The sequence below is a fragment of the Enterobacter cloacae complex sp. IR5412 genome (assembly GCF_049237385.1).
GTDB classification, from domain to species: domain Bacteria; phylum Pseudomonadota; class Gammaproteobacteria; order Enterobacterales; family Enterobacteriaceae; genus Enterobacter; species Enterobacter intestinihominis.
Map to the genome: position 1 here is coordinate 1 of NZ_JBMKHQ010000016.1, position 22,091 is coordinate 22,091.

Consider the following 22,091-nt stretch of genomic DNA (forward strand, 5'->3'; position numbering starts at 1 on the left):
GTGTTCACTCGTTGAGACTTGGTATTCATTTAGTGTCCGAGGACATTAAGAATCCATGTCACTTTGAGTGCCCACACAGATTGTCTGATAAATTGTTAAAGAGCAGTGCAACGCGGCTTTCGCTCACCGTTGCGAGGTCCCGTATATTACGTTTTCCTCATTCAGAGTCAAGCAATTATTTTCACTTTTCTCTGTTGGCGTTCATCTCTGAACCCCGCTGTCCCGGCGGCTTGTAAGCCGTTGTTCCGTGTCAGTGGAGGCGCATTATAGGGAGTTCTCAGACGTTGACAACCCCTCTTTGAAAAAAAACGTTCAACCGTCTCTTTTTTGCTCAAAACCGTGCTACAGCGCCAGTTTTTCGAGCGTTTCGAAGCCATAACGACGTAAAACGGGCAAAAGTTGTTCGGTTTCTTTTGTTATCGCCATACAGAAAGCGATGTTCGCATCCGCTGATTTCGCATCCGGCGCCTCGTGCTCCAGTAGCCAGGCCGTCCGACGCGCAATCGCAGCACCGGAATCCACCAGCCGGGTCCCTTCAGGCAAAACCTTTAACAGCTCTTCCTGTAATAGCGGGAAATGGGTGCAGCCGAGAACAACCGTATCCGGTGGTTCCTGCATCCGCAGCCATGGACGCAGAATGCGACGCAGCTCTTCAAGCGATACCGTCTCGCCGTGCAGTTTCGCTTCCGCCATTTCCACCAGCTCCGCGGAGCCGAGCATGGCGATCTGGCATTCATTGGCAAAGCGCTCAATAAGCTCACGCGTATAAGGACGTTTTACCGTACCGCGTGTCGCCAGCAACCCCACGATACCGTTCGCCGTCAGACGCGCCGCAGGTTTGATTGCCGGGACAACGCCCACAACCGGGAACGGGAATTTTTCGCGCAGGGCAGGAAGAGAGACCGTGCTTGCCGTATTACAGGCAATAACCGCCAGCGCCAGGGGATAGCGCTTTTGTACCGCAGTGACGATTTCAATCACACGCTCAACGATAAAGTCTTCACTCTTTTCCCCATACGGGAACGCGACGTTATCGAAGGCGTAGATGTAATGGAGATCCGGCAGGAGCTGCCGAATCTCATCATAGACCGAAAGCCCACCGACGCCGGAATCAAACACCAGCACGGTGGGACGCGGATCAGAAGGTGTAGCTGCCAGACAAGGTGTATTCCCGTCCTGCAGTTTGGTAGCCATAAACTGTCTCGTAATCTTTATCGAACAGGTTGGCTATTTTACCACGAACTGTGAGATGTGAGGTGACAGGATATGAAACCGCGACGTCCCACAGGCTGACGCCGCCCATTTTAACTTTCTCTGACGGATAGGTTCCAAAGTCGGTGTCGTAGCGCGTGCCGAGATAGTGATACGTCAGGCTCCAGTCAACATCATAGATCTGCGTATCAAGCTGATATTTCACCTGCTGTTTAGCACGACGGTCCAGAAGTTGATTGGTTGCCGCATTGCGGGCATCCACATAGTCGTAGCCCACAGTATGCGTCAACGGACCCGTATCAAACGACGCTGTCGCTTCTACACCTTTAATGCGTGCTTTGCCGACGTTGTAATATTGCTGCAGGTTATTGTTGAAGTCGATGAGATTATCAACGTCATTACGATAGCCGGATACGCGCCAGCTTACGCCTGCCGTCAGGCCTTCAAACGCCCCTTCCCACTGCTTGCTCTCTTCAGGATCAAGATGGGTATTGCCGTAGAAGCCATAGAGCTGACCCAGATTCGGCGCTTTATAGGCCGTGCCATAAGAGGCTATGAAGCGGTAACCGTCAACGAACTCCCAGGCTGCGCTACTTTGCCAGGTACCATGGCGACCAAACTGAGAGTTGTCATCGCTGCGGGCCGCCGCCTCCAGAGTGAAATCTCCAAACTGCTGCAACCCAGTCAGGTAGACGCCAGTGTTACGCAGGTCATAGGCGTTGGTTACGTAGTTGGTACCCGGCTCGGTGCTCTGTTTCTGCCAGTCAACGCCCGCGCCGATGTTGCCATGTCCCACGTCAACTGAGTTGGTCCACTGAACATTGTACTGTTTGATTTCATCCAGGGTTGCTGTGGAGTCATAGCGTCCAAGGTGCGGATCGTAATTGTAGTCTTTGCTGTGACTGTAGCTGGAGAGCAACTGTGAATGGAAAACATCCCGGTTAAACCGCAATCCGGCATCCCAGGTCTGGCTATAGAGTTGGCGGGTATCAACCAGCACATCAGGGGTGAATGAACTGTAATAGCCGTCATAGGCGGTACGGTTGCTGTAACCATAGCCGCGAACGAAACCACTCCATTGCTCAGAGAAAGCATGCTCCAGTGCGCCGTAGAGCGTTTTATTCATAAAGCCGTCGCGATCGGTCTGGGCAAGGCCGCCGTTATTACCGTCAGCAACGACGTCAAAGCCTTTTGTGTAGGTGTAATCCCCCGCCAGCGTAACGCGCGTACTTTCACCCAATGTTTGCTGGGTGCTGCCACCATAATTCTGGAAGCCGTGTGTCCCAACGCCAGCATTCAGCGTTGTGCCATCCTTCGCACGCGTAGTGATAATGTTGACTACACCACCGATCGCATCCGAGCCGTACACCGCCGAACGCGGTCCACGAAGATATTCGATGCGCTGCACCAGGGAGATCGGAAACTGGCTGAGATCGGACGACCCCGTGACGCCCGCCTGGTTAAGGCGGATCCCATCGACGAGAATCAGGACATGGCTGGAGTTCGTACCGCGTATAAAGAGAGAAGAGAGCTGCCCCATCCCGCCATTTTGTGCCGTATCTACGCCAGGCAGGCGACGCATGACATCCAGAACAGTGGTGGATTGCCAGCGGTCGATATCGGCCCGCGTCACGACAGAAGTCGCAGCCAGGACAGATTTTTCAGGTTGTTCGAAACGGTTTGCTGTCACCACCAACGAGTCGGCGCTTTCCTGCGCCCAGCCCGAAAATGCCGTGACGGAAAACGCCGTCAACAGCGATACTTTTTTAATCATTGTTAAAGCATCCACAATATAAGAAGGATGCCGCAGGCCTCATCGATAGCACGCGATGATGAAACCAAATGCGACGTGATCCCGGCAGGTCTTCGGGCTGGGTGGCGTTATACGGATGAAGACTTCCCGTTTTCACAGTGTCTACAACTCTCATCCCGCCAGTCTTTACCGCTGCGCGTCAGCTCCAGATTTGCACTGGATTCCCTTTTCACTCTCAGGAGACCGGAAACAGAATGCTACAATTAGACACGTATAGATGTCCAGATAGCTATTAGCCATTAAATCTGGACATCCACTGCACAATCCCTACAATCCCCGCGTAATTCTTTATCACTCAGGACGCATCATGACCCCCGAACACCTCCCGACAGAACAGTACGACGCACAGCTGGCAGAAAAAGTTGTCCGCCTGCAAAGTATGATGACGCCTTTCAACGCGCCCGTTCCCGAGGTGTTTCGCTCTCCGGTCAGCCACTACCGTATGCGCGCTGAGTTTCGCATCTGGCACGATGGCGATGACCTGTACCACATCATTTTCGATCAGCAGACGAAATCCCGGATTCGCGTAGACAGTTTCCCGGCGGCGAGTGAGCTTATCAACCAGCTAATGACGCTGATGATCGACGGTGTGCGCACTAATCCGGTGCTGCGCAACAAGCTGTTCCAGATTGACTACCTGACCACCCAAAGCAATCAGGCCATTGTCTCTCTGCTCTATCACAAAGCGCTGACCGACGAGTGGCGCGAGCAGGCAGTAGCCCTGCGCGATGCGCTGCGCGCGCAGAACATCAACGTGCACCTGATTGGCCGCGCGACCAAAACCAAAATCATGCTGGACCAGGATTACATCGACGAGCGTTTGCCGGTGGCAGGAAAAGAGATGGTTTACCGTCAGGTGGAGAACAGCTTCACCCAGCCGAATGCGGCAATGAACGTGCAGATGCTGGAGTGGGCGCTGAATGCGACGGAAGGGTCGACGGGCGATCTGCTGGAGCTCTACTGCGGTAACGGCAACTTCTCGCTGGCGCTGGCGCGTAACTTCGAGCGCGTGCTGGCGACGGAAATCGCCAAACCGTCGGTGGCCGCCGCGCAGTACAACATCGCCGCTAACCATATTGATAATGTGCAGATCATTCGTATGGCGGCAGAAGAGTTTACCCAGGCGATGAACGGCGTACGTGAGTTTAACCGCCTGCAAGGGATTGATTTGAAGAGCTACCAGTGTGAGACAATTTTTGTCGATCCGCCGCGCAGTGGCCTGGACAGCGAAACCGAGAAGATGGTGCAGGCGTACCCGCGTATTTTGTACATCTCCTGTAACCCGGAGACGCTGTGCAAGAATCTGGAAACATTAAGCCAGACGCACAAGGTTGAACGTCTGGCGCTGTTCGATCAGTTCCCATATACGCACCATATGGAGTGCGGCGTACTGCTCACGGCGAAGTAATGTGGGCCTTGTAGGGCAGGTAAGCGAAGCGCCACCTGCCAAAAAAGCCGGATGGCGCTTCGCTTATCCGGCCTACAATGACAAAACCCTTTACTCTGGTAACTGGCTCTTGCGGCTACGCATGCGCGAGCCAATCCAGAACACCAGCGCCACAGACAGCACCGCAGGCAGGAAGTTAGAACCGATATCCGGATACTCTGCACGCACCACGGTGCTGTACAACAATACACCCAGAATAAAACAGGCTGCGGCCAGCCCCGGTAACCCAACCGGCATGGTGCGGTTCAGATAACGTTGATGCAGGCAATACACCGTCAGCACCAGCGCGATAATCGGGAAAATCGAGAACGGTACAATTGAGCTGAAAACCGCCGCAAACGTACCGTTAATGGATAAGCCAGCGATCAATGCCAGCAACAGCGTTCCTTTATCCTGACCTGACTGTTTCATTACTCACCTTCACTCATCGTTTTGATGTGCCAACTTCTCTTGTTCACGGCGATACCAGTAGTACGCACCTTTAGAAATCATCCGCAGCTGCAATACCAGTCGCTCTTCGAGTTGCTTACGTTGCTCAATGCTGACATCCAGCGCTTCGGCACCCGCGCTGAAAACAATGGTCACCATCGCCTCGGCCTGTGCTTCAGTAAACGCACGCGGCATATGGTTTTCGAGTTCAAGATAGTCGGCAAGTTCCGCGATGAAATGCTGAATTTCACGCGCGACGGCGGCACGAAACGCCGCCGACGTGCCAGAGCGCTCGCGCAGCAAAAGGCGAAACGCGTTAGGGTTATTGCCGATAAATTCCATAAATGTCGACACGGAGGTGCGGATCACGCTGCCGCCTTTGGCAATACGCTGACGCGCCTGACGCATAAGCTGGCGCAGCATCAAACCGCTCTCGTCGACCATGGTCAGGCCCAGTTCATCCACATCACGGAAATGACGATAGAAGGACGTTGGCGCAATCCCGGCCTCGCGCGCCACTTCGCGCAGGCTTAAACTGGCAAAACTCCGCTCAGCACTCAGTTGACTGAATGCGGCTTCCACCAGCGAACGCCGGGTTTTCTCTTTTTGTTGTGCTCTTACGCCCATCACGATAGTTGAATCCTTCCAAAGGCCCGTTGGCACTATACCAGAGAATAAAATTAATCTGTTTACCTGGCTTTGTGAATGATTGTTTACGCGCGGTTTGTGCTCCACTGCCCGAAAAAAGCACAACGATAATTGGGTTACCCAGGCAATGATGTTATGATTCTGTTGCTTTTATGTATAAGAACAGGTAAGCCTTGCCATGCCACATTCCTACGATTACGACGCAATAGTTATTGGTTCCGGCCCCGGCGGCGAAGGTGCTGCTATGGGTCTGGTAAAACAGGGAGCCAGAGTAGCGGTTATTGAGCGCTACCATAATGTCGGCGGCGGTTGCACCCACTGGGGCACCATCCCTTCGAAAGCCCTCCGCCACGCCGTTAGCCGCATTATCGAATTTAACCAGAACCCTCTTTACAGCGACCACTCCCGACTTCTTCGTTCTTCTTTTGCCGATATCCTGAATCACGCAGACACGGTCATTAACCAGCAGACGCGCATGCGTCAGGGTTTCTATGAGCGCAACCACTGTGAAATTCTGCAGGGTAACGCGCATTTTGTGGATGAACACACCCTGGCGCTGGAGTGCCACGACGGTTCGGTTGAGACGCTCACCGCTGAAAAATTTGTGATTGCCTGCGGATCGCGCCCATATCATCCGGCAGACGTGGACTTCTCTCATCCACGTATTTACGACAGCGACTCCATCCTCAGCCTGCACCACGAGCCACGCCATGTGATCATCTATGGCGCGGGCGTGATTGGCTGTGAATATGCGTCGATTTTCCGGGGAATGGAGGTCAAAGTTGATTTGATCAACACCCGCGACCGGCTGCTGGCGTTCCTCGATCAGGAGATGTCAGATTCCCTCTCCTACCACTTCTGGAATAGTGGCGTGGTGATTCGCCACAACGAAGAGTACGAGAAAATCGAAGGCTGCGACGACGGTGTGATCATGCACCTGAAATCTGGTAAGAAGCTGAAGGCGGACTGCCTGCTGTATGCCAACGGCCGTACCGGCAACACGGATTCATTGCAGCTGGAGAATATCGGGCTTGAAACCGACAGCCGCGGTCAGCTCAAGGTCAACAGCATGTACCAGACTGCGCTGCCGCACGTTTACGCGGTCGGCGACGTTATTGGTTACCCAAGTCTGGCCTCCGCTGCTTACGATCAGGGTCGCATCGCCGCACAGGCGCTGGTGAAAGGTGAAGCGACGGCGCATCTTATCGAGGACATCCCGACGGGCATCTACACCATCCCGGAAATCAGTTCTGTCGGCAAAACCGAGCAGCAGTTGACGGCCATGAAGGTGCCTTACGAGGTGGGTCGTGCCCAGTTTAAACACCTGGCGCGCGCACAAATTGTGGGGATGAGCGTGGGTACGCTGAAGATCCTGTTCCATCGCGAGACGAAAGAGATCCTCGGTATTCACTGCTTTGGTGAACGTGCCGCGGAAATCATTCATATCGGCCAAGCGATCATGGAGCAAAAAGGTGGTGGCAACACCATCGAGTACTTCGTTAACACCACCTTTAACTACCCGACCATGGCGGAAGCCTATCGGGTAGCTGCGCTGAACGGCTTAAACCGCCTGTTTTAACGCGTTGTCGAAATGGCCATCCATTGCACCACGGATGGCCTCTGCCAGCTGCTCATAGCGGCTGCGCAGCGGTGAACCCGGACGATAAACCAGGCCGATCGTGCGACGCGGCTCTGGCTTAATACACGGCAGATAGACCACGCCATCACGCTTACGCTCGCGCGGCACGGCCAGCGCAGGCAGCAGCGTAATGCCACTTCCCGCCGCGACCATGTTACGCAGCGTTTCCAGGCTGGTTGCGCGGAAATGGGTATCTTCATCTGCACCCGCTTCGAAGCAGAAGCCCATCGCCTGATCGCGCAGACAGTGGCCGTCTTCCAGCATCAGCAGCTTTTCTCCGGCCAGATCGGCCATCGGCACGCGATCGCGGTTCGCCCACGGGTGATCTTCATAGATCGCCAGCATCATCGGCTCATCGAACAGCGGTACTTCAATAAACGCTTCACTCTCTTTGACCAGCGCCAGGATCGCGCAGTCGAGCTTGCCGCTGTCTAACTGCGCCAGCAGCTGATGGGTTTGCGCTTCATGCAGGTACATTTCGAGTTTCGGGAACGTCTGGTGCAGCAGCGGAATGATTTGCGGCAACAGATACGGGCCAACGGTTGGGATCAGGCCAATATGCAGCGGGCCGGACATCGCCTCCCCCTGCTGGCTTGCCATTTCCTTGAGCACTTTGACCTCGCGCAGTACGGTGCGCGCCTGATCCACCAGCAGCAGACCTGCCTGCGTGAACAGTACCTTACGACTGGTGCGCTCTAGCAGCATCACGCCCAGCTCATCTTCCAGCTTGCGGATCTGACCGCTCAGCGTTGGCTGGCTGACGTGGCAGGAGTCTGCCGCGCGGCGAAAATGGCGATGCTCAGCTAACGCTACCAGGTATTCAAGATCACGAATATTCATTATTCATCCTCCGTCGCCACGATAGTTCATGGCGATAGATAGCATAGCAACGAACGATTATCCCTATCAAGCATTCTGTTGAATAATACATCACATAGACGAGGCGGCACGTGTTTGACCCAAAACGACCCCGCACCGTCAGCGAGTTTCTCTCAAAACTCGAAAAACTAAAGCCAACGTGAACTTTTGCGGACCCCGTGGTCCGCTTTTTTTTGCGTATAAAAAAGCCCGGCACTAAGCCAGGCTCCGTTTTTCTCCCTCTCCCTGTGGAAGAGGGCCGGGGTGATGGCACCAGCCCGCACAAATCAAACCAACCGGTTTTTCGCGTCCGCAATCGCCTGCGCTACCTGCTTCGGCGAGACTCCGCCTTTCGCTGCACGCTTATCCAGGCAGGATTGCAGGGCCAGAATCGGGTAGACATCCTCCCCAATAACCGCACTGAATTTCTGCAGGTCGGCAAGCGCCAGCTCTTCAAGGGCTTTACCCTGACGAATCGCTTCCACTACAGCTTCACCCACAATATGGTGCGCCTCGCGGAACGGTACGCCTTTCGCCACCAGGTAGTCCGCCAGCTCAGTTGAGTTAGCATATCCCTGCTGCGCCGCTTCCTGGCAGCGAGGACGTTTCACCTGAATGCCGTCCAGCACCAGCGCGCCCATATGCAGACAGTCCAGCCAGGTGTCGAGCGCGTCGAACAGCCCCTCTTTGTCTTCCTGCATGTCTTTGTTGTATGCCAGCGGCAGCCCTTTCAGGGTCATCATCATGCCGGTCAGCGCGCCCTGCACGCGGCCACATTTGCCGCGGATCAGCTCCAGCGCATCCGGGTTTTTCTTTTGCGGCATCAGGGAGGAGCCGGACGTCACGCGGTCGGACAGCTCGACGAAGCCCGCTTCGCCAGAGTTAAAGAAGATCAGGTCTTCGGCAAAGCGCGACAGGTGCACCATCCCGATAGAGGCATTCGACAGCAGCTCCAGCACGTGGTCACGGTCAGAGACGCTGTCCAGGCTGTTGCGGGTGGCGGAAGCAAAGCCCAGCCAGCCTGCCAGTTGCTCACGGTCGATTTCATAAGCCGTACCGGCCAGCGCGCCGCTGCCCAGCGGGCTGACGTCCAGACGCGTTAAGGTATCCTGTAAACGGCTCTCATCACGCGCCAGCATCTCAACGTAGGCCAGACACCAGTGCGCAAAGGTCACCGGCTGTGCGCGTTGCAGGTGGGTATAACCCGGCATCACCGCATCCTGATTGTTCTGCGCAGTGTCCACCAGCGCGCTCTGCAGCTGACGATTCGCCGCCAGCAGTTCGCCGACGGTCTCTTTACACCACAGCTTCAGGTCGGTCGCCACCTGGTCATTACGGCTACGCCCGGTATGGAGCTTTTTACCCAGCTGGCCGACTTTGTCGATAAGTTTGCCTTCCACCCAACTGTGAATATCTTCGGCATCGCTCTGGAGGATTTGCTGCGGATCCAGACGCACCTCTTCCAGCAGATTATTCAGCGCCTCTTCCAGCTGCTGCTGTTCCTCTGCGGTCAGCACGCCCACGGTCACCAGCGCTTTGGACCAGGCCACAGAGCCGACAATATCCTGTTCGGCCAGGCGGTAGTCGAAGCGCAAAGAGTCGTTGAACTGTTTGAACCGCTGATCCGCTGCCTGTGTAAAACGCCCACCCCAAAGTGCCATAACGAATTTCCTTAATGATGATATTTTTGCCCGGTGGCGCTGCGCTTACCGGGCCTACAAAATTCACGTAGGCCGGATAAGCGAAGCGCCATCCGGCACAGAATCTTAAGCCAGAATACGCGTACCAATCGGCGTACCGTTAAACAGCGCCGGGAGTTGCTCCGCGTGACGCCAGGAGGCGATATCCACCGGACGACCCAGCGTGCGCGCGGCATCCAGCGCCGCGTTCACCTTAACGATCATGCCGTCGGTGATAATGCCCTGATCGATCAGCTGTTCGGCTTTTGCGGCGGTCATTTCCGCAATGCGCTGGCCTTTGCCGTCCAGAATGCCGCTCACGTCGGAGAGCAGGATCAGGTCTGCGCCCAGCGTAGCAGCCAGCGCGGTTGCCGCCTGGTCCGCATTGACGTTCATCAGCTCGCCCTCTTCGGTCACGCCGATTGAGCTCACCACCGGCAGAAAACCACCTTCCAGCAGGGTGTTAATCAGCTTAGGCGAACCTGGCTGCGCCAGTCCAACATGGCCAAGCGCTTCGTCGAGCTGGGTCACTTTCACGCTATCGCCATCGCCCAGACAGAGACCAACGGACGCGATGTGGTGCTTCTTCGCCCACGCCAGCAGCGTTTTGTTCGCCGTCCCCGCCAGCGCACCAGTAATAATGTCAATCTGGTCGGCAGGCGTGACGCGCAGGCCATTTTTCTTAATCACCGGCAGGTTGAGCCCTTTCATCAGCTCGTCCACCACACAGCCGCCGCCGTGGACAATCACCAGCGGACGTTGATGTGATTCACGATAGTTCACCAGCGCGGTAAACAGGCGCTCCAGCGCTTCTTCGCTGTCCAGCAGTACACCACCGAGTTTGATAATTAATGGGTTCATCATCACACCTTAAATAAGAGCCTGCGTTTCAGGGAAGCCGAAACGAATATTTGCACACTGCATTGCCTGTGCGGCAGCGCCTTTGAGTAAGTTATCTTCCGCGGCGACCACAATCAGGTGCTCGCCCTGCACGGCAAAGCCGATGTCGCAGAACGGCAGGCCGACCACGTTTTTCAGCGCTGGTACGCCTTTGTCATACAGACGCACCAGTGGTTTATCCGCATACGCCTGCGTGAAGACTTCGCTCACCTGGTCTTTGGTCACGCCCGGCTTCAGGCGACAGGTAATGGTTTCAAGGATCCCGCGCGGGAAGCTACCGAGGTGCGGGGTGAAGATCACCTCCGCGCCCAGATGGGTGGTGATTTCAGGGTGATGACGGTGATTAAACACGCCATACGGCTGAAGGCTCACTTCGCAGAAGCTGTTGGAGATCGCGGCCTTGCGCCCGGCGCCGCTCACGCCGCTGGTGGCGTTGATCACCGGCCACTGGTCAAGATCCAGCAGACCCGCGTCGATCAGCGGCTTAAGGGAGAGCTGCGCCGCCGTCGGGTAACAGCCAGGCACGGCAATCAGATTCGCTTCTTTCAGTTTATCTGCGCTCCACTCCGCCAGGCCGTACACCGCTTTTTCGAGCAGATCCGGGTGCTGATGGGTGAAGCCGTAATATTTTTCGTAGAACGCGCTGTCGTTAACGCGAAACGCGCCGGAGAGATCGAAGACCACGCAACCGGCTGCCAGAAACTGCGGCGCCAGGTCGTGACTGACCTCGTGTGCGGTGGCTAAAAACACCACGTCAACGCCGTCGGTAAACTCGCTGATGTCAGACATAGCCTGCAAAGGCAAATCAACCACGCCCTTAAGTTGTGGATGCAAATCGGAAATTAACTTTCCGGCATCATTGCTTTGCGCTGACACGGTCAAAGCGGTTATGGTCATATGTGGGTGGCGATTCACGTAGCTTACAAGCTCTGCGCCCGCATAACCGCTAGCGCCTACAATCAGCGTATTCAACATCGGGTTCCTTTATGCTCAACGTTAATGTATTTTTATTCACATTTATTGCATGAATATTGATACTATCACGACCTAAGGTGTGTCAACAATGAAAATGAACTTACCGCCATTTATCGAGATTTACCGCGCCCTGATTGCCACACCGTCCATCAGCGCAACGGAAGAAGCGCTGGATCAGAGCAATGAGACTTTAATCAATCTGCTGGCGGGTTGGTTTAGCGATCTTGGGTTTAACGTTGAGGTTCAGCCCGTCCCCGGAACACGTTACAAATTTAACCTGCTCGCCAGCACCGGACATGGCGCTGGCGGCCTGCTGCTGGCTGGTCACACTGACACCGTGCCGTTTGACGATGGCCGCTGGACCCGCGATCCGTTCACCCTGACAGAGCACGACAACAAGCTCTACGGTCTCGGCACGGCGGACATGAAAGGCTTCTTTGCTTTTATCCTCGACGCGCTGCGTGACGTGGACGTGACAACGCTGAAAAAGCCGCTCTACATTCTGGCGACCGCCGATGAAGAGACCAGCATGGCGGGCGCACGGTATTTCTCTGAAAACACATCGATTCGCCCGGACTGCGCGATCATCGGTGAACCTACCTCTCTGCAACCGATTCGGGCGCACAAAGGCCATATTTCTACCGCAGTGCGCGTGCTGGGCCAGTCTGGTCACTCCAGCGATCCGGCGCGCGGCGTGAACGCCATTGAGCTGATGCATGACGCGATTGGCCGCATCATGACCCTGCGCGACGATCTGAAAGAGCGCTATCACTACGAGGCGTTCACCGTGCCGTATCCGACGCTGAACCTCGGCAGCCTGCACGGCGGTGATGCGTCCAACCGTATCTGCGCCTGCTGCGAACTGCATATGGATATCCGTCCTCTGCCGGGCATGACGCTGAGCGATCTGGATGGCTTACTGAACGAAGCGCTGGCACCGGTCAGCGAGCGCTGGCCGGGACGTCTGACGGTCTCCGAACTGCATCCGCCGATTCCAGGCTACGAATGCCCGCCTGACCACCAGCTGGTTCAGGTGGTGGAAAAACTGCTCGGAGAGAAAACCGACGTGGTGAACTACTGTACCGAAGCGCCGTTTATTCAGACCCTGTGCCCGACGCTGGTTCTGGGCCCTGGCTCCATCAACCAGGCCCACCAGCCGGACGAATATCTCGAAACCCGCTTCATCAAGCCCACCCGCGAACTCATTACCCAGGTTGTGCATCACTTCTGCTGGCATTAAAACGGCCCCCTCACCCTGCCCTCTCCCCAAAGGGGAGAGGGTTAGGGTGAGGGGAGTAAATCCCGCGATCTCCGTCACATTCCCATAAGCATCTCTTATCTGACGCAATACGAATTAAATTTCGTAAATTGCCCGCATTTATTCATCTGCTGAACCGTTTTCGCAGCAATTGACGACGGGGGTTTTACGTGGCTTTATAAAGGGAGATGACAAAATAATGTCCAGAAAATTTTCGCCTGGGCATAAACAAAAATGATGGGGTGACTGGGTTTTTATGAACGAACAATATTCCGCGTTGCGTAGTAATGTCAGTATGCTCGGCAAAGTGCTTGGAGATACCATCAAAGATGCGTTGGGGGAGAACATCCTCGACCGTGTTGAAACCATCCGCAAGCTGTCCAAATCTTCCCGCGCCGGTAACGAGGCCAATCGTCAGGAGCTGCTCACCACCTTGCAGAACCTCTCTAATGATGAGCTACTGCCCGTTGCCCGCGCCTTCAGCCAGTTTCTGAACCTGGCAAACACCGCTGAGCAATACCACAGCATTTCGCCAAAAGGCGAAGCGGCCAGCAACCCGGAAGTCATTGCCCGCACCCTTCGTAAACTCAAAGACCAGCCCAACCTCAACGAAGCGACCATCAAAAAAGCGGTGGAATCCCTTTCGCTGGAGCTGGTGCTGACCGCACACCCAACCGAAATCACACGTCGTACGCTGATCCACAAAATGGTGGAAGTGAACAACTGTCTGAAGCAGTTGGATAACAAAGACATTGCCGACTACGAACGTAACCAGCTTATGCGCCGCCTGCGCCAGCTGATTGCTCAGTCCTGGCACACCGATGAAATTCGTAAGCATCGCCCAAGCCCGGTCGACGAAGCCAAATGGGGCTTTGCGGTGGTGGAAAACAGCCTGTGGGAAGGGGTGCCAAACTACCTGCGCGAGCTGAACGAACAGCTGGAAGAAAATCTGGGCTATCGCCTGCCGGTCGACTTTGTGCCGGTTCGCTTCACTTCCTGGATGGGCGGCGACCGCGACGGCAACCCGAACGTGACGGCGGAAATCACCCGTCACGTCCTGTTGTTGAGCCGCTGGAAAGCAACCGACCTGTTCCTGAAAGATATTCAGGTGCTGATCTCCGAGCTGTCGATGGTAGAAGCGACGCCGGAACTGCGCGCGCTGGCCGGTGAAGAAGGTGCCAGTGAGCCGTACCGTTTCCTGATGAAAAAACTGCGCGGTCAGCTGATGGCCACGCAGGCCTGGCTGGAAGCGCGCCTGAAAGGCCAGCGCCTGCCGAAGCCGGAAGGTCTGCTGAGCCAGAACGAACAGCTCTGGGAACCTCTGTACGCCTGTTATAAATCGCTTCAGGCCTGCGGGATGGGCATCATTGCCAATGGCGAGCTGCTCGACACCCTGCGCCGCGTGAAGTGTTTCGGCGTGCCGCTGGTGCGTATCGACGTCCGTCAGGAAAGCACCCGTCATACCGAAGCGCTGGGCGAGCTGACCCGCTATCTCGGCATTGGCGACTATGAAAGCTGGTCCGAAGCCGACAAACAGGCGTTCCTGATCCGCGAGCTGAACTCCAAGCGCCCGCTGCTGCCGCGCAATTGGGAGCCAAGCAATGACACCCGCGAAGTGCTCAACACCTGTAAAGCGATCGTGGATGCGCCGAAAGGATCGGTGGCCGCCTATGTGATCTCCATGGCGAAGACCCCGTCCGACGTGCTGGGCGTTCACCTTCTGCTGAAAGAAGCGGGCATCGACTACGCTCTGCCGGTAGCACCGCTGTTTGAGACTCTCGACGACCTGAACAACGCCAACGACGTGATGACCCAGTTGCTGAACATCGACTGGTATCGCGGCTTTATTCAGGGCAAGCAGATGGTGATGATTGGCTATTCCGACTCCGCGAAAGATGCGGGCGTGATGGCAGCCTCCTGGGCGCAGTATCAGGCGCAGGATGCGCTAATTAAAACCTGCGAAAAAGCCGGTATTGAACTGACCCTGTTCCACGGACGCGGCGGTTCAATTGGTCGTGGCGGTGCGCCTGCACACGCGGCGCTGCTCTCCCAACCACCAGGAAGCCTGAAAGGCGGACTGCGCGTGACCGAGCAGGGCGAGATGATCCGCTTCAAGTACGGCCTGCCGGAAGTGACCATCAGCAGCCTGTCGCTCTATACCAGTGCGATCCTGGAAGCCAACCTGCTGCCGCCGCCGGAGCCAAAAGAATCCTGGTGCCGGATTATGGACGAGCTGTCTGACATCTCCTGCGATCTGTATCGCGGCTACGTGCGTGAAAACAAAGACTTTGTGCCTTACTTCCGCTCAGCCACGCCTGAGCAGGAGCTGGGTAAACTGCCGCTCGGCTCGCGCCCGGCCAAGCGTCGTCCTACTGGCGGCGTTGAATCCCTGCGCGCCATTCCGTGGATCTTTGCCTGGACGCAAAACCGTCTGATGCTGCCAGCCTGGCTGGGTGCCGGTGCGGCGCTGCAAAAAGTGGTGGAAGACGGTAAGCAGAGCGAACTGGAAACCATGTGCCGCGACTGGCCATTCTTCTCTACCCGTCTGGGCATGCTGGAGATGGTCTTCTCGAAAGCCGACCTGTGGCTGGCGGAATACTACGATCAGCGTCTGGTGAAACCCGAGCTGTGGGCGCTGGGTAAAGAGCTACGCGAGCTGCTGGAAGGCGACATCAAAGTGGTGCTGGATATCGCTAACGACTCCCACCTGATGGAAGACCTGCCGTGGATTGCCGAGTCTATCCAACTGCGTAACATCTACACCGACCCGCTGAACGTTTTACAGGCTGAACTGCTGCACCGTTCGCGTCTGGCGGAAGAGGAAGGTAAAGAGCCGGATCCGCGCGTTGAACAGGCGCTGATGGTGACGATTGCGGGCGTTGCGGCGGGGATGCGTAACACCGGTTGATCGGTTTTGCCGGGTGGCGCTTACGCTTACCCGGCCTACAATAGGCTTTTCGTAGGCCCGGCAAGCGCCAGCGTCGCCGGGCAATACCCTGGTATCCACACCATGCACCACGATATCCCCCACATCCTGAATGACCTGATCAACGGCACCTTGCCGCTGCGTCAGGTGCATTTCCCCCCTTCGGCTAAACCGCTCCCCCGAACGTCACCTTGCCTCGTGCTTAGCTTTGATACGGCCTGCGAAGCGTTATTTTTTTCATCCGGTAATATTCCGCTTCAACCCGCCTTTTCGCTCAACATCAGCTTCGGCAAGCAACAACTGACTCTTCAGCTCGAGCGCGACAACACGCTTTTGCAACAGCAACAGGTTGCCAGACGCGGGCCGCGAGTGGGCGCATTCCTTTTGCAGACGCTCGCTGAATTGCAAATGCAGCCAGACGATCGGGAAACGGCCAGACTGGTGGTATTAAGTTTGCTCAGCCACTGTCGCGATCTGCTGGGCAGCGATATCCATACCGCCAGCCGCAGCCGTGCATTATTTGAAGCGATTCGTCACTACATCGAAGAACATCACGCCTCTGCACTGACCCGTGAATCGGTGGCGCAGGCGTTTTATATTTCACCGAACTACCTTTCTCATCTTTTTCAAAAAACAGGCAGCGTGGGGTTCAACGAATATCTTACGCAAACACGCCTCGAGCACGCGCGTCAGCTTCTTAAAGGCTACGAGTTCAAAATCAAAGATATCGCTGCAAGCTGCGGATTTACGGACAGTAACTACTTTTGCCGTCTCTTTCGCAAGCACACTGAACGTTCCCCTTCCGAATATCGACGCCAGTATCACAGCCAGCTGATCGCCAAAAAGTAGCATTGTGATCGCTCTCTCACTTCGCCAGGGACATTACATTTATCCAGTATTTGGCAAAATTGACCTGTATTCGCCGCGACTGGGTGCGCCGTATCCTTTATTCAACCTTTCTGACTTAAGGAAAAATAATGGAACTGTACCTGGATACCGCCAACGTGGCAGAAGTTGAACGCCTGGCGCGCATTTTTCCCATTGCGGGCGTGACCACCAACCCAAGCATCGTAGCCGCCAGCGGCGAATCTGTCTGGGAGGTGTTGCCGCGCCTGCAGCATGCTATCGGCCCGGAGGGCAGGCTGTTTGCCCAAACCATGAGCCGCGACGCCGAAGGAATGGTGGCGGAAGCAAAACGGCTGAACAATGCCCTGCCGGACATCGTGGTAAAAATTCCCGTCACTGCACAGGGGCTCATCGCGATTAAAGCGCTGAAGAAAGAGGGAATTACCACGCTGGGAACCGCCGTTTACAGCGCCGCTCAGGGGTTACTGGCCGCGCTGGCAGGAGCGAAATATGTCGCACCGTATGTAAACCGCGTCGATGCGCAGGGCGGTGACGGCATTCGCACGGTACAGGAACTGCAATCCCTGCTGGAACAGCATGCGCCAGAGAGCATGGTGCTGGCTGCCAGCTTTAAAACGCCGCGCCAGGCGCTGGATTGCCTGTTGGCAGGATGTGAGGCAATCACGCTTCCCTTAGACGTAGCGCAACAAATGCTCGGCACGCCAGCGGTAGAGTCAGCCATAGAGAAGTTCGAGCAGGACTGGAAAAACGCGTTTGGTAACCTCAACCTCTAAGGGAGAAATGTTATGGACCGTATCATTCAATCGCCGGGGAAGTACATCCAGGGCGCTGATGTTCTCACTCGTCTCGGCGACTACCTGAAGCCGCTGGCGGCTCGCTGGCTGGTGGTAGGCGATAAATTTGTGCTGGGTTTTGCCGAAGAAACCCTGCGTCAGAGTTTTAAAAAAGCCGGACTCCATGCCGAAATTGCACCGTTTGGCGGCGAATGTTCGCAAAATGAAATCGATCGCCTGAAAAAACTGGCCGACAGTACCGACTGCCTGGCGGTGCTGGGTATCGGGGGCGGAAAAACGCTGGATACCGCCAAAGCGCTGGCGCACTTTATGGACGTGCCGGTGGCTATTGCCCCGACCATTGCCTCCACCGATGCGCCGTGCAGTGCCCTTTCCGTGATTTATACCGACAGCGGCGAGTTCGATCGCTACCTGATGCTGCCGCACAACCCGAACATGGTGATTGTCGATACCAGGGTGGTGGCGGGCGCACCTGCGCGCCTGCTGGCCGCCGGGATTGGCGATGCCCTGGCAACCTGGTTTGAAGCGCGCGCCTGTTCGCGCAGCGGCGCCACGACCATGGCGGGTGGCAAGTGCACGCAAGCAGCGTTAGCGCTGGCTGAGCTGTGCTACAACACGCTGGTTGAAGAGGGCGAGAAAGCGATGCTGGCGGCGGAACAACACGTGGTGACGCCTGCTCTGGAACGCATTATTGAAGCCAACACCTATCTGAGCGGCGTGGGCTTTGAAAGTGGCGGGCTGGCGGCGGCACACGCCATTCACAATGGCATGACGGCGGTGCCGGATGCGCACCATTTCTACCACGGTGAAAAAGTGGCATTTGGTACGCTGACGCAACTGGTACTGGAGAACGCGCCGGTAGAAGAAATCGAAACCGTTGCGGCGCTGTGCCATAGCGTCGGGCTGCCAATTACGCTGGCGCAGCTGAATATCAAAGAGGATATTCCGGCTAAAATGCGGCTGATCGCGGAGGCGTCCTGTGCCGAAGGGGAAACCATTCACAACATGCCTGGCGGCGTAACGCCGGATCAGGTCTATGCGGCGCTGCTGGTGGCGGACCAGTATGGACAGCGATTCTTGCAGGAGTGGGAGTAATAGAAAAGCCGGGTGGCGCTGCGCTTACCCGGCCTACATGGCACTTTAATTTGTAGGCCGGGTAAGGCGTAGCCGCCACCCGGCACAAGGGTTACTTCACGTCAAACCGATCCAAATCCATCACTCGCGCCCATGCGGCAACGAAGTCGCGGATGAACTTCTCTTGTGCATCGCTGCTGGCGTAAACTTCGGCCAGCGCGCGGAGGACAGCGTTGGAACCGAAGACCAGATCGGCGCGGGTGGCGGTATATTTCACTTCCCCGCTGGCGCGATCGCTACCGGCAAACAGCTCGTTTGAGTCGTCGGTCGCTTTCCACTGGGTGTTCATATCCAGCAGATTGACGAAGAAGTCGTTGCTCAGCACGCCCTCGCGGTTAGTAAACACGCCATTCTTGCTGCCATCGAAGTTTGCACCCAGCACGCGCAAACCGCCGATCAATACCGTCAGTTCCGGCGCGGTCAGGGTCAACTGCTGGGCTTTGTCGATCAGCAGCGACTCCGTGGTGGACACATCCACCTGTGCGCGATAGTTACGGAAACCGTCGGCAATCGGTTCGAGCAGGTTAAACATCTCGATATCCGTCTGATCCTGACGCGCATCCACACGACCTGGAGTGAACGGTACGTTGACGTAAACGCCTGCCGCTTTCGCCGCCTGCTCAACGCCCACGACACCCGCCAGCACAATGATATCGGCCAGTGACGCTTTGTTGGTGGTGCGCTGGATCGCTTCCAGAGCCGGTAATGCCCGCACCGCCGCGGCGTTAACGTCCCAGTCGCGCTGAGGTGCCAGCGCCAGACGCGCGCCGTTAGCGCCGCCACGCTTGTCGCCGCCGCGGAAGGTCGATGCCGACGCCCAGGCCACGGAAACCAGCTCGCTCACGGAGAGACCAGAGGCCGCGATTTCCGCTTTCAGGCTTTCAATATCTTCCTGCGTCGGATGGAACACCGGCTGAGGCAGCGGATCCTGCCAAATCAGATCTTCTTTCGGTACTTCCGGGCCGATGTACCGCGCTTTTGGCCCCATATCGCGGTGGGTCAGCTTGAACCACGCGCGCGCAAAGGCTTCGTTGAAGGCCTGCGGATCGTTCAGGAAACGATGGGAAATTTTCTCGAATTCCGGATCAAAACGCAGCGTCAGGTCGGTGACCAGCATGGTTGGCTTGCGTTTTTTCGACGGGTCGAACGGGTCAGGCATAATTTCCGGCGCATCCACGGCTTCAAACTGAATTGCGCCCGCCGGGCTACGCGTCTGCACCCATTCGTATTTGAACAGGTTCTCGAAGAAATAGTTGCTCCACTGGGTTGGGGTTTGAGACCAGATAACTTCCAGCCCGGAGGTGATGGCGTCAGCGCCAATACCGGTGCCGTGCGTGCTGGCCCAGCCCAGGCCCTGCGCTTCAATAGGCGACGCTTCAGGGTCAGTGCCCACGTGCGTGGCTTCGCCTGCACCGTGCGTTTTACCGAGCGTATGGCCGCCTGCAATAAGCGCAACGGTCTCTTCGTCATTCATGCCCATGTTGCCAAAGGTAGCGCGGATCGCCGCCGCCGCAGACAGCGGTTCACCACTGGCGTTTGGCCCTTCCGGGTTAACGTAAATCAGGCCCATTTCTGTGGCGGCCAGCGGGCGCTTCGCCAGCGCTTCCGGGTCACGGTGAGTCAGCCAGGCTTTTTCATCGCCCCAGTTCACGTCCAGATCCGGTTCCCAGACGTCTTCACGCCCGGCACCGAAACCAAAGGTGCGGAAGCCGGAGTTCTCCAGCGCCACGTTACCCGCGAGGATAAACAGGTCGGCCCAGGAGATTTTTTGTCCGTATTTTTGCTTAATTGGCCACAGCAGACGGCGAGCCTTATCCAGGCTGACGTTGTCAGGCCAGGAGTTCAGCGGCGCAAAACGCTGCTGACCGCGACCGGCACCGCCGCGACCATCAACGGAGCGATAGGTACCCGCACCGTGCCAGGCCATACGGATAAACAGGCCCGCATAGCTGCCCCAGTCGGCAGGCCACCACGGTTGTGAGTCGGTTAACAGTGCTTTGAGATCGCCCTTTAGGGCGGAATAGTCGAGCTTACTGAATTCTTTGCGGTAGTCGAAGTCTTCACCCAGCGGGTTTGAACGGCTGGAGTGTTGATTAAGTAAATCGATGCGGAGTTGTTTAGGCCACCACTCTTTGCTGCCGGTACCTGCACCCGCGCTGTGATCGACGCCGCCCTGGTGGAACGGACATTTGCCGGCGGATGCCGCGTTATTAGTCTCGTCTGACATGCTCATCGCTATGCTCCCTTTACAGTGTTACCGTTACGATATACACCACTAGCGATAAGAGATAGTTGAATTAATCCACAGATTCGATAGCTAATACCTTTTAACTTTCTGTTCGAGTAAAAATCCCTCACTTTATGAGGGTTTTTTACTTTATAACGCCGGGCGGACACCCAGCGTATGGCAAATGGCGTAACTCATCTCCGCGCGGTTAAGCGTATAGAAGTGGAAATCCTTCACCCCTTCACGGCTTAAAATCTTCACCATATCCATCGCGATATTGGCCCCCACCAGCTTGCGTGTTTCCGGGTCATCGTCCAAACCTTCGTACATTTTGGACATCCACAGCGGAATGCGCACGTTGGTCATATCCGCGAATTTCTTCGCCTGTTTGAAGTTCGAGACCGGCAGAATGCCAGGGATGATTTCGACATCAATACCCGCCGAGACGCAGCGGTCGCGAAAGCGTAAATAGCTTTCCACATCAAAGAAGAACTGAGTAATGGCGCGATTTGCACCTGCGTCCACCTTACGCTTCAGGTTAAGCAGATCCGCCTGGGCGCTTTTCGCTTCCGGGTGAACTTCCGGGTAAGCGGCAACGGAAATATCAAAGTCAGCAACGTCTTTCAGCAGGGCAACCAGATCGGTGGCGTACATGTCCGGCTTACCGCTCCCCGGCGGCAGGTCGCCGCGCAGGGCAACGATATAACGAATGCCGTTGTTCCAGTAGTCCTGAGCAATCGCGCGCAGTTCATCAGGGGTGGCGTCGATACAGGTGAGGTGCGGTGCCGCTTCCAGACCGGTTCTGTCTTTAATGCCCTTAATGATGCTGTGCGTGCGGTCACGCTCACCGGAGTTGGCGCCGTAGGTTACGGAGACGAACTTCGGCTTCAGGCTGCTCAGGCGATCGATAGAGCTCCACAGGGTTTGCTCCATTTCACTGGTGCGCGGCGGGAAAAATTCAAAAGAGACGTTAATCTGGCCGTTCACTTCGGCCAGGCTCTGATTCAGGGCTTCCCGCTGGTTGGCGTGAAAAAAGCTCATACCTTACCTCTATCTTTCGCGTGTCATTGTTTGTTGTGTTGTGAACTTCTATACGTTTAGACGTCCAGATGTAAAAATGACGGAAAAGCGGGATGACGTCAACAGAAATAATCAACATTAACGGTGAGGTTTGTTCAGGGAAGATGAAGGGCGTTCATGATGGGGGTGAGAAGGCCCCTCACCCCAGCCCTCTCCCCAAAGGGGCGAGGGGGGAAAGACCGCACCGAGCAGTCCCCTCTCCCCT

17 protein-coding genes and 1 riboswitch are annotated in these 22,091 nt (G+C 56.2%); of the genes, 7 read left to right on the top strand and 10 right to left on the bottom strand.

The window, feature by feature from the left end; translation table 11 throughout:
- Window positions 1–342: 342 nt before the first annotated feature.
- Both murI and btuB read right to left on the bottom strand, forming a co-directional pair.
- Complete coding sequence (murI, locus tag ACOTX2_RS21090) at window positions 343–1,194, bottom strand: glutamate racemase (protein ID WP_023298885.1); 852 nt, start codon at window positions 1,192–1,194, stop codon at window positions 343–345.
- Window positions 1,139–2,986, bottom strand: coding sequence for a TonB-dependent vitamin B12 receptor BtuB (gene btuB, locus ACOTX2_RS21095; protein WP_023330102.1), 1,848 nt, complete (start codon window positions 2,984–2,986; stop codon window positions 1,139–1,141). Before btuB ends, murI begins: the two co-directional genes overlap by 56 nt.
- 66 nt (window positions 2,987–3,052) lie before the next feature.
- Window positions 3,053–3,228: riboswitch (cobalamin riboswitch) on the bottom strand.
- A 104-nt stretch (window positions 3,229–3,332) separates the two neighbouring features.
- Between btuB and trmA the strand changes: the two genes are divergently transcribed.
- Window positions 3,333–4,433, top strand: coding sequence for a tRNA (uridine(54)-C5)-methyltransferase TrmA (gene trmA, locus ACOTX2_RS21100; RefSeq protein WP_058677361.1), 1,101 nt, complete (start codon window positions 3,333–3,335; stop codon window positions 4,431–4,433).
- Window positions 4,434–4,523: 90 nt separating this feature from the next.
- Here trmA and ACOTX2_RS21105 read toward each other — a convergent pair whose 3' ends face one another.
- Together ACOTX2_RS21105 and fabR are read right to left on the bottom strand one after the other, a co-directional pair.
- On the bottom strand, window positions 4,524–4,883 hold the full coding sequence (locus ACOTX2_RS21105; RefSeq protein WP_017383113.1) for a YijD family membrane protein: 360 nt from the start codon (window positions 4,881–4,883) through the stop codon (window positions 4,524–4,526).
- Window positions 4,884–4,892: 9 nt separating this feature from the next.
- Window positions 4,893–5,531: an HTH-type transcriptional repressor FabR gene (gene fabR, locus ACOTX2_RS21110; protein WP_003862059.1), complete on the bottom strand. Its 639-nt coding sequence runs from the start codon at window positions 5,529–5,531 to the stop codon at window positions 4,893–4,895.
- A 196-nt stretch (window positions 5,532–5,727) separates the two neighbouring features.
- Between fabR and sthA the strand changes: the two genes are divergently transcribed.
- Window positions 5,728–7,128, top strand: coding sequence for a Si-specific NAD(P)(+) transhydrogenase (sthA, locus tag ACOTX2_RS21115; protein WP_003862057.1), 1,401 nt, complete (start codon window positions 5,728–5,730; stop codon window positions 7,126–7,128).
- Here sthA and oxyR read toward each other — a convergent pair.
- The 4 genes from oxyR to argC all read right to left on the bottom strand — a co-directional run bounded on the left by oxyR (window position 7,111) and on the right by argC (window position 11,600).
- On the bottom strand, window positions 7,111–8,028 hold the full coding sequence (gene oxyR / locus ACOTX2_RS21120; RefSeq protein WP_022649783.1) for a DNA-binding transcriptional regulator OxyR: 918 nt from the start codon (window positions 8,026–8,028) through the stop codon (window positions 7,111–7,113). The genes sthA and oxyR overlap by 18 nt on opposite strands.
- A 305-nt stretch (window positions 8,029–8,333) precedes the next feature.
- Complete coding sequence (gene argH / locus ACOTX2_RS21125; RefSeq protein ID WP_023307180.1) at window positions 8,334–9,707, bottom strand: argininosuccinate lyase; 1,374 nt, start codon at window positions 9,705–9,707, stop codon at window positions 8,334–8,336.
- Window positions 9,708–9,812: 105 nt separating this feature from the next.
- Window positions 9,813–10,589, bottom strand: a complete 777-nt coding sequence (gene argB, locus ACOTX2_RS21130) for an acetylglutamate kinase (protein WP_094948456.1) — start codon at window positions 10,587–10,589, stop codon at window positions 9,813–9,815.
- Between the two features lie 6 nt (window positions 10,590–10,595).
- The gene (gene argC / locus ACOTX2_RS21135) at window positions 10,596–11,600 is read right to left on the bottom strand and encodes an N-acetyl-gamma-glutamyl-phosphate reductase (RefSeq protein ID WP_023298889.1); all 1,005 of its coding nucleotides are present in this window, start codon (window positions 11,598–11,600) and stop codon (window positions 10,596–10,598) included.
- 88 nt (window positions 11,601–11,688) lie between these two features.
- Here argC and argE point away from each other — a divergent pair, with 88 nt between their 5' ends.
- The 5 genes from argE to gldA all read left to right on the top strand — a co-directional run bounded on the left by argE (window position 11,689) and on the right by gldA (window position 18,540).
- Window positions 11,689–12,840 (top strand): acetylornithine deacetylase, encoded by a 1,152-nt coding sequence (gene argE / locus ACOTX2_RS21140; protein WP_063148353.1) that lies wholly within the window; start codon window positions 11,689–11,691, stop codon window positions 12,838–12,840.
- A gap of 274 nt (window positions 12,841–13,114) precedes the next feature.
- A complete protein-coding gene (gene ppc, locus ACOTX2_RS21145) occupies window positions 13,115–15,766 on the top strand; it encodes a phosphoenolpyruvate carboxylase (RefSeq protein WP_022649787.1) in 2,652 nt (883 codons plus the stop codon).
- A gap of 102 nt (window positions 15,767–15,868) precedes the next feature.
- On the top strand, window positions 15,869–16,633 hold the full coding sequence (locus ACOTX2_RS21150; RefSeq protein ID WP_023298892.1) for a helix-turn-helix transcriptional regulator: 765 nt from the start codon (window positions 15,869–15,871) through the stop codon (window positions 16,631–16,633).
- Between the two features lie 128 nt (window positions 16,634–16,761).
- Complete coding sequence (gene fsa, locus ACOTX2_RS21155) at window positions 16,762–17,424, top strand: fructose-6-phosphate aldolase (RefSeq protein WP_058646047.1); 663 nt, start codon at window positions 16,762–16,764, stop codon at window positions 17,422–17,424.
- 12 nt (window positions 17,425–17,436) lie between these two features.
- Window positions 17,437–18,540, top strand: a complete 1,104-nt coding sequence (gldA, locus tag ACOTX2_RS21160; protein ID WP_023298894.1) for a bifunctional L-1,2-propanediol dehydrogenase/glycerol dehydrogenase — start codon at window positions 17,437–17,439, stop codon at window positions 18,538–18,540.
- Window positions 18,541–18,631: 91 nt separating this feature from the next.
- Here gldA and katG read toward each other — a convergent pair whose 3' ends face one another.
- Complete coding sequence (gene katG, locus ACOTX2_RS21165; protein WP_063148352.1) at window positions 18,632–20,812, bottom strand: catalase/peroxidase HPI; 2,181 nt, start codon at window positions 20,810–20,812, stop codon at window positions 18,632–18,634.
- A 144-nt stretch (window positions 20,813–20,956) separates the two neighbouring features.
- The gene (gene metF / locus ACOTX2_RS21170) at window positions 20,957–21,847 is read right to left on the bottom strand and encodes a methylenetetrahydrofolate reductase (protein WP_063148351.1); all 891 of its coding nucleotides are present in this window, start codon (window positions 21,845–21,847) and stop codon (window positions 20,957–20,959) included.
- Window positions 21,848–22,091 lie beyond the last annotated feature (244 nt).

What these genes read in the sequence shown, in the direction of transcription:
- ACOTX2_RS21150 (WP_023298892.1), top strand. Translation starts at nt 15,869, where the DNA reads ATGCACCACGATATCCCCCACATCCTGAATGACCTGATCAACGGCACC.
- sthA (WP_003862057.1), top strand. Translation starts at nt 5,728, where the DNA reads ATGCCACATTCCTACGATTACGACGCAATAGTTATTGGTTCCGGCCCC.
- ppc (WP_022649787.1), top strand. Translation starts at nt 13,115, where the DNA reads ATGAACGAACAATATTCCGCGTTGCGTAGTAATGTCAGTATGCTCGGC.
- fsa (WP_058646047.1), top strand. Translation starts at nt 16,762, where the DNA reads ATGGAACTGTACCTGGATACCGCCAACGTGGCAGAAGTTGAACGCCTG.
- argB (WP_094948456.1), bottom strand. Translation starts at nt 10,589, where the DNA reads ATGATGAACCCATTAATTATCAAACTCGGTGGTGTACTGCTGGACAGC.
- argC (WP_023298889.1), bottom strand. Translation starts at nt 11,600, where the DNA reads ATGTTGAATACGCTGATTGTAGGCGCTAGCGGTTATGCGGGCGCAGAG.
- metF (WP_063148351.1), bottom strand. Translation starts at nt 21,847, where the DNA reads ATGAGCTTTTTTCACGCCAACCAGCGGGAAGCCCTGAATCAGAGCCTG.
- murI (WP_023298885.1), bottom strand. Translation starts at nt 1,194, where the DNA reads ATGGCTACCAAACTGCAGGACGGGAATACACCTTGTCTGGCAGCTACA.
- gldA (WP_023298894.1), top strand. Translation starts at nt 17,437, where the DNA reads ATGGACCGTATCATTCAATCGCCGGGGAAGTACATCCAGGGCGCTGAT.
- ACOTX2_RS21105 (WP_017383113.1), bottom strand. Translation starts at nt 4,883, where the DNA reads ATGAAACAGTCAGGTCAGGATAAAGGAACGCTGTTGCTGGCATTGATC.
- katG (WP_063148352.1), bottom strand. Translation starts at nt 20,812, where the DNA reads ATGAGCATGTCAGACGAGACTAATAACGCGGCATCCGCCGGCAAATGT.
- argH (WP_023307180.1), bottom strand. Translation starts at nt 9,707, where the DNA reads ATGGCACTTTGGGGTGGGCGTTTTACACAGGCAGCGGATCAGCGGTTC.
- oxyR (WP_022649783.1), bottom strand. Translation starts at nt 8,028, where the DNA reads ATGAATATTCGTGATCTTGAATACCTGGTAGCGTTAGCTGAGCATCGC.
- argE (WP_063148353.1), top strand. Translation starts at nt 11,689, where the DNA reads ATGAAAATGAACTTACCGCCATTTATCGAGATTTACCGCGCCCTGATT.
- btuB (WP_023330102.1), bottom strand. Translation starts at nt 2,986, where the DNA reads ATGATTAAAAAAGTATCGCTGTTGACGGCGTTTTCCGTCACGGCATTT.
- trmA (WP_058677361.1), top strand. Translation starts at nt 3,333, where the DNA reads ATGACCCCCGAACACCTCCCGACAGAACAGTACGACGCACAGCTGGCA.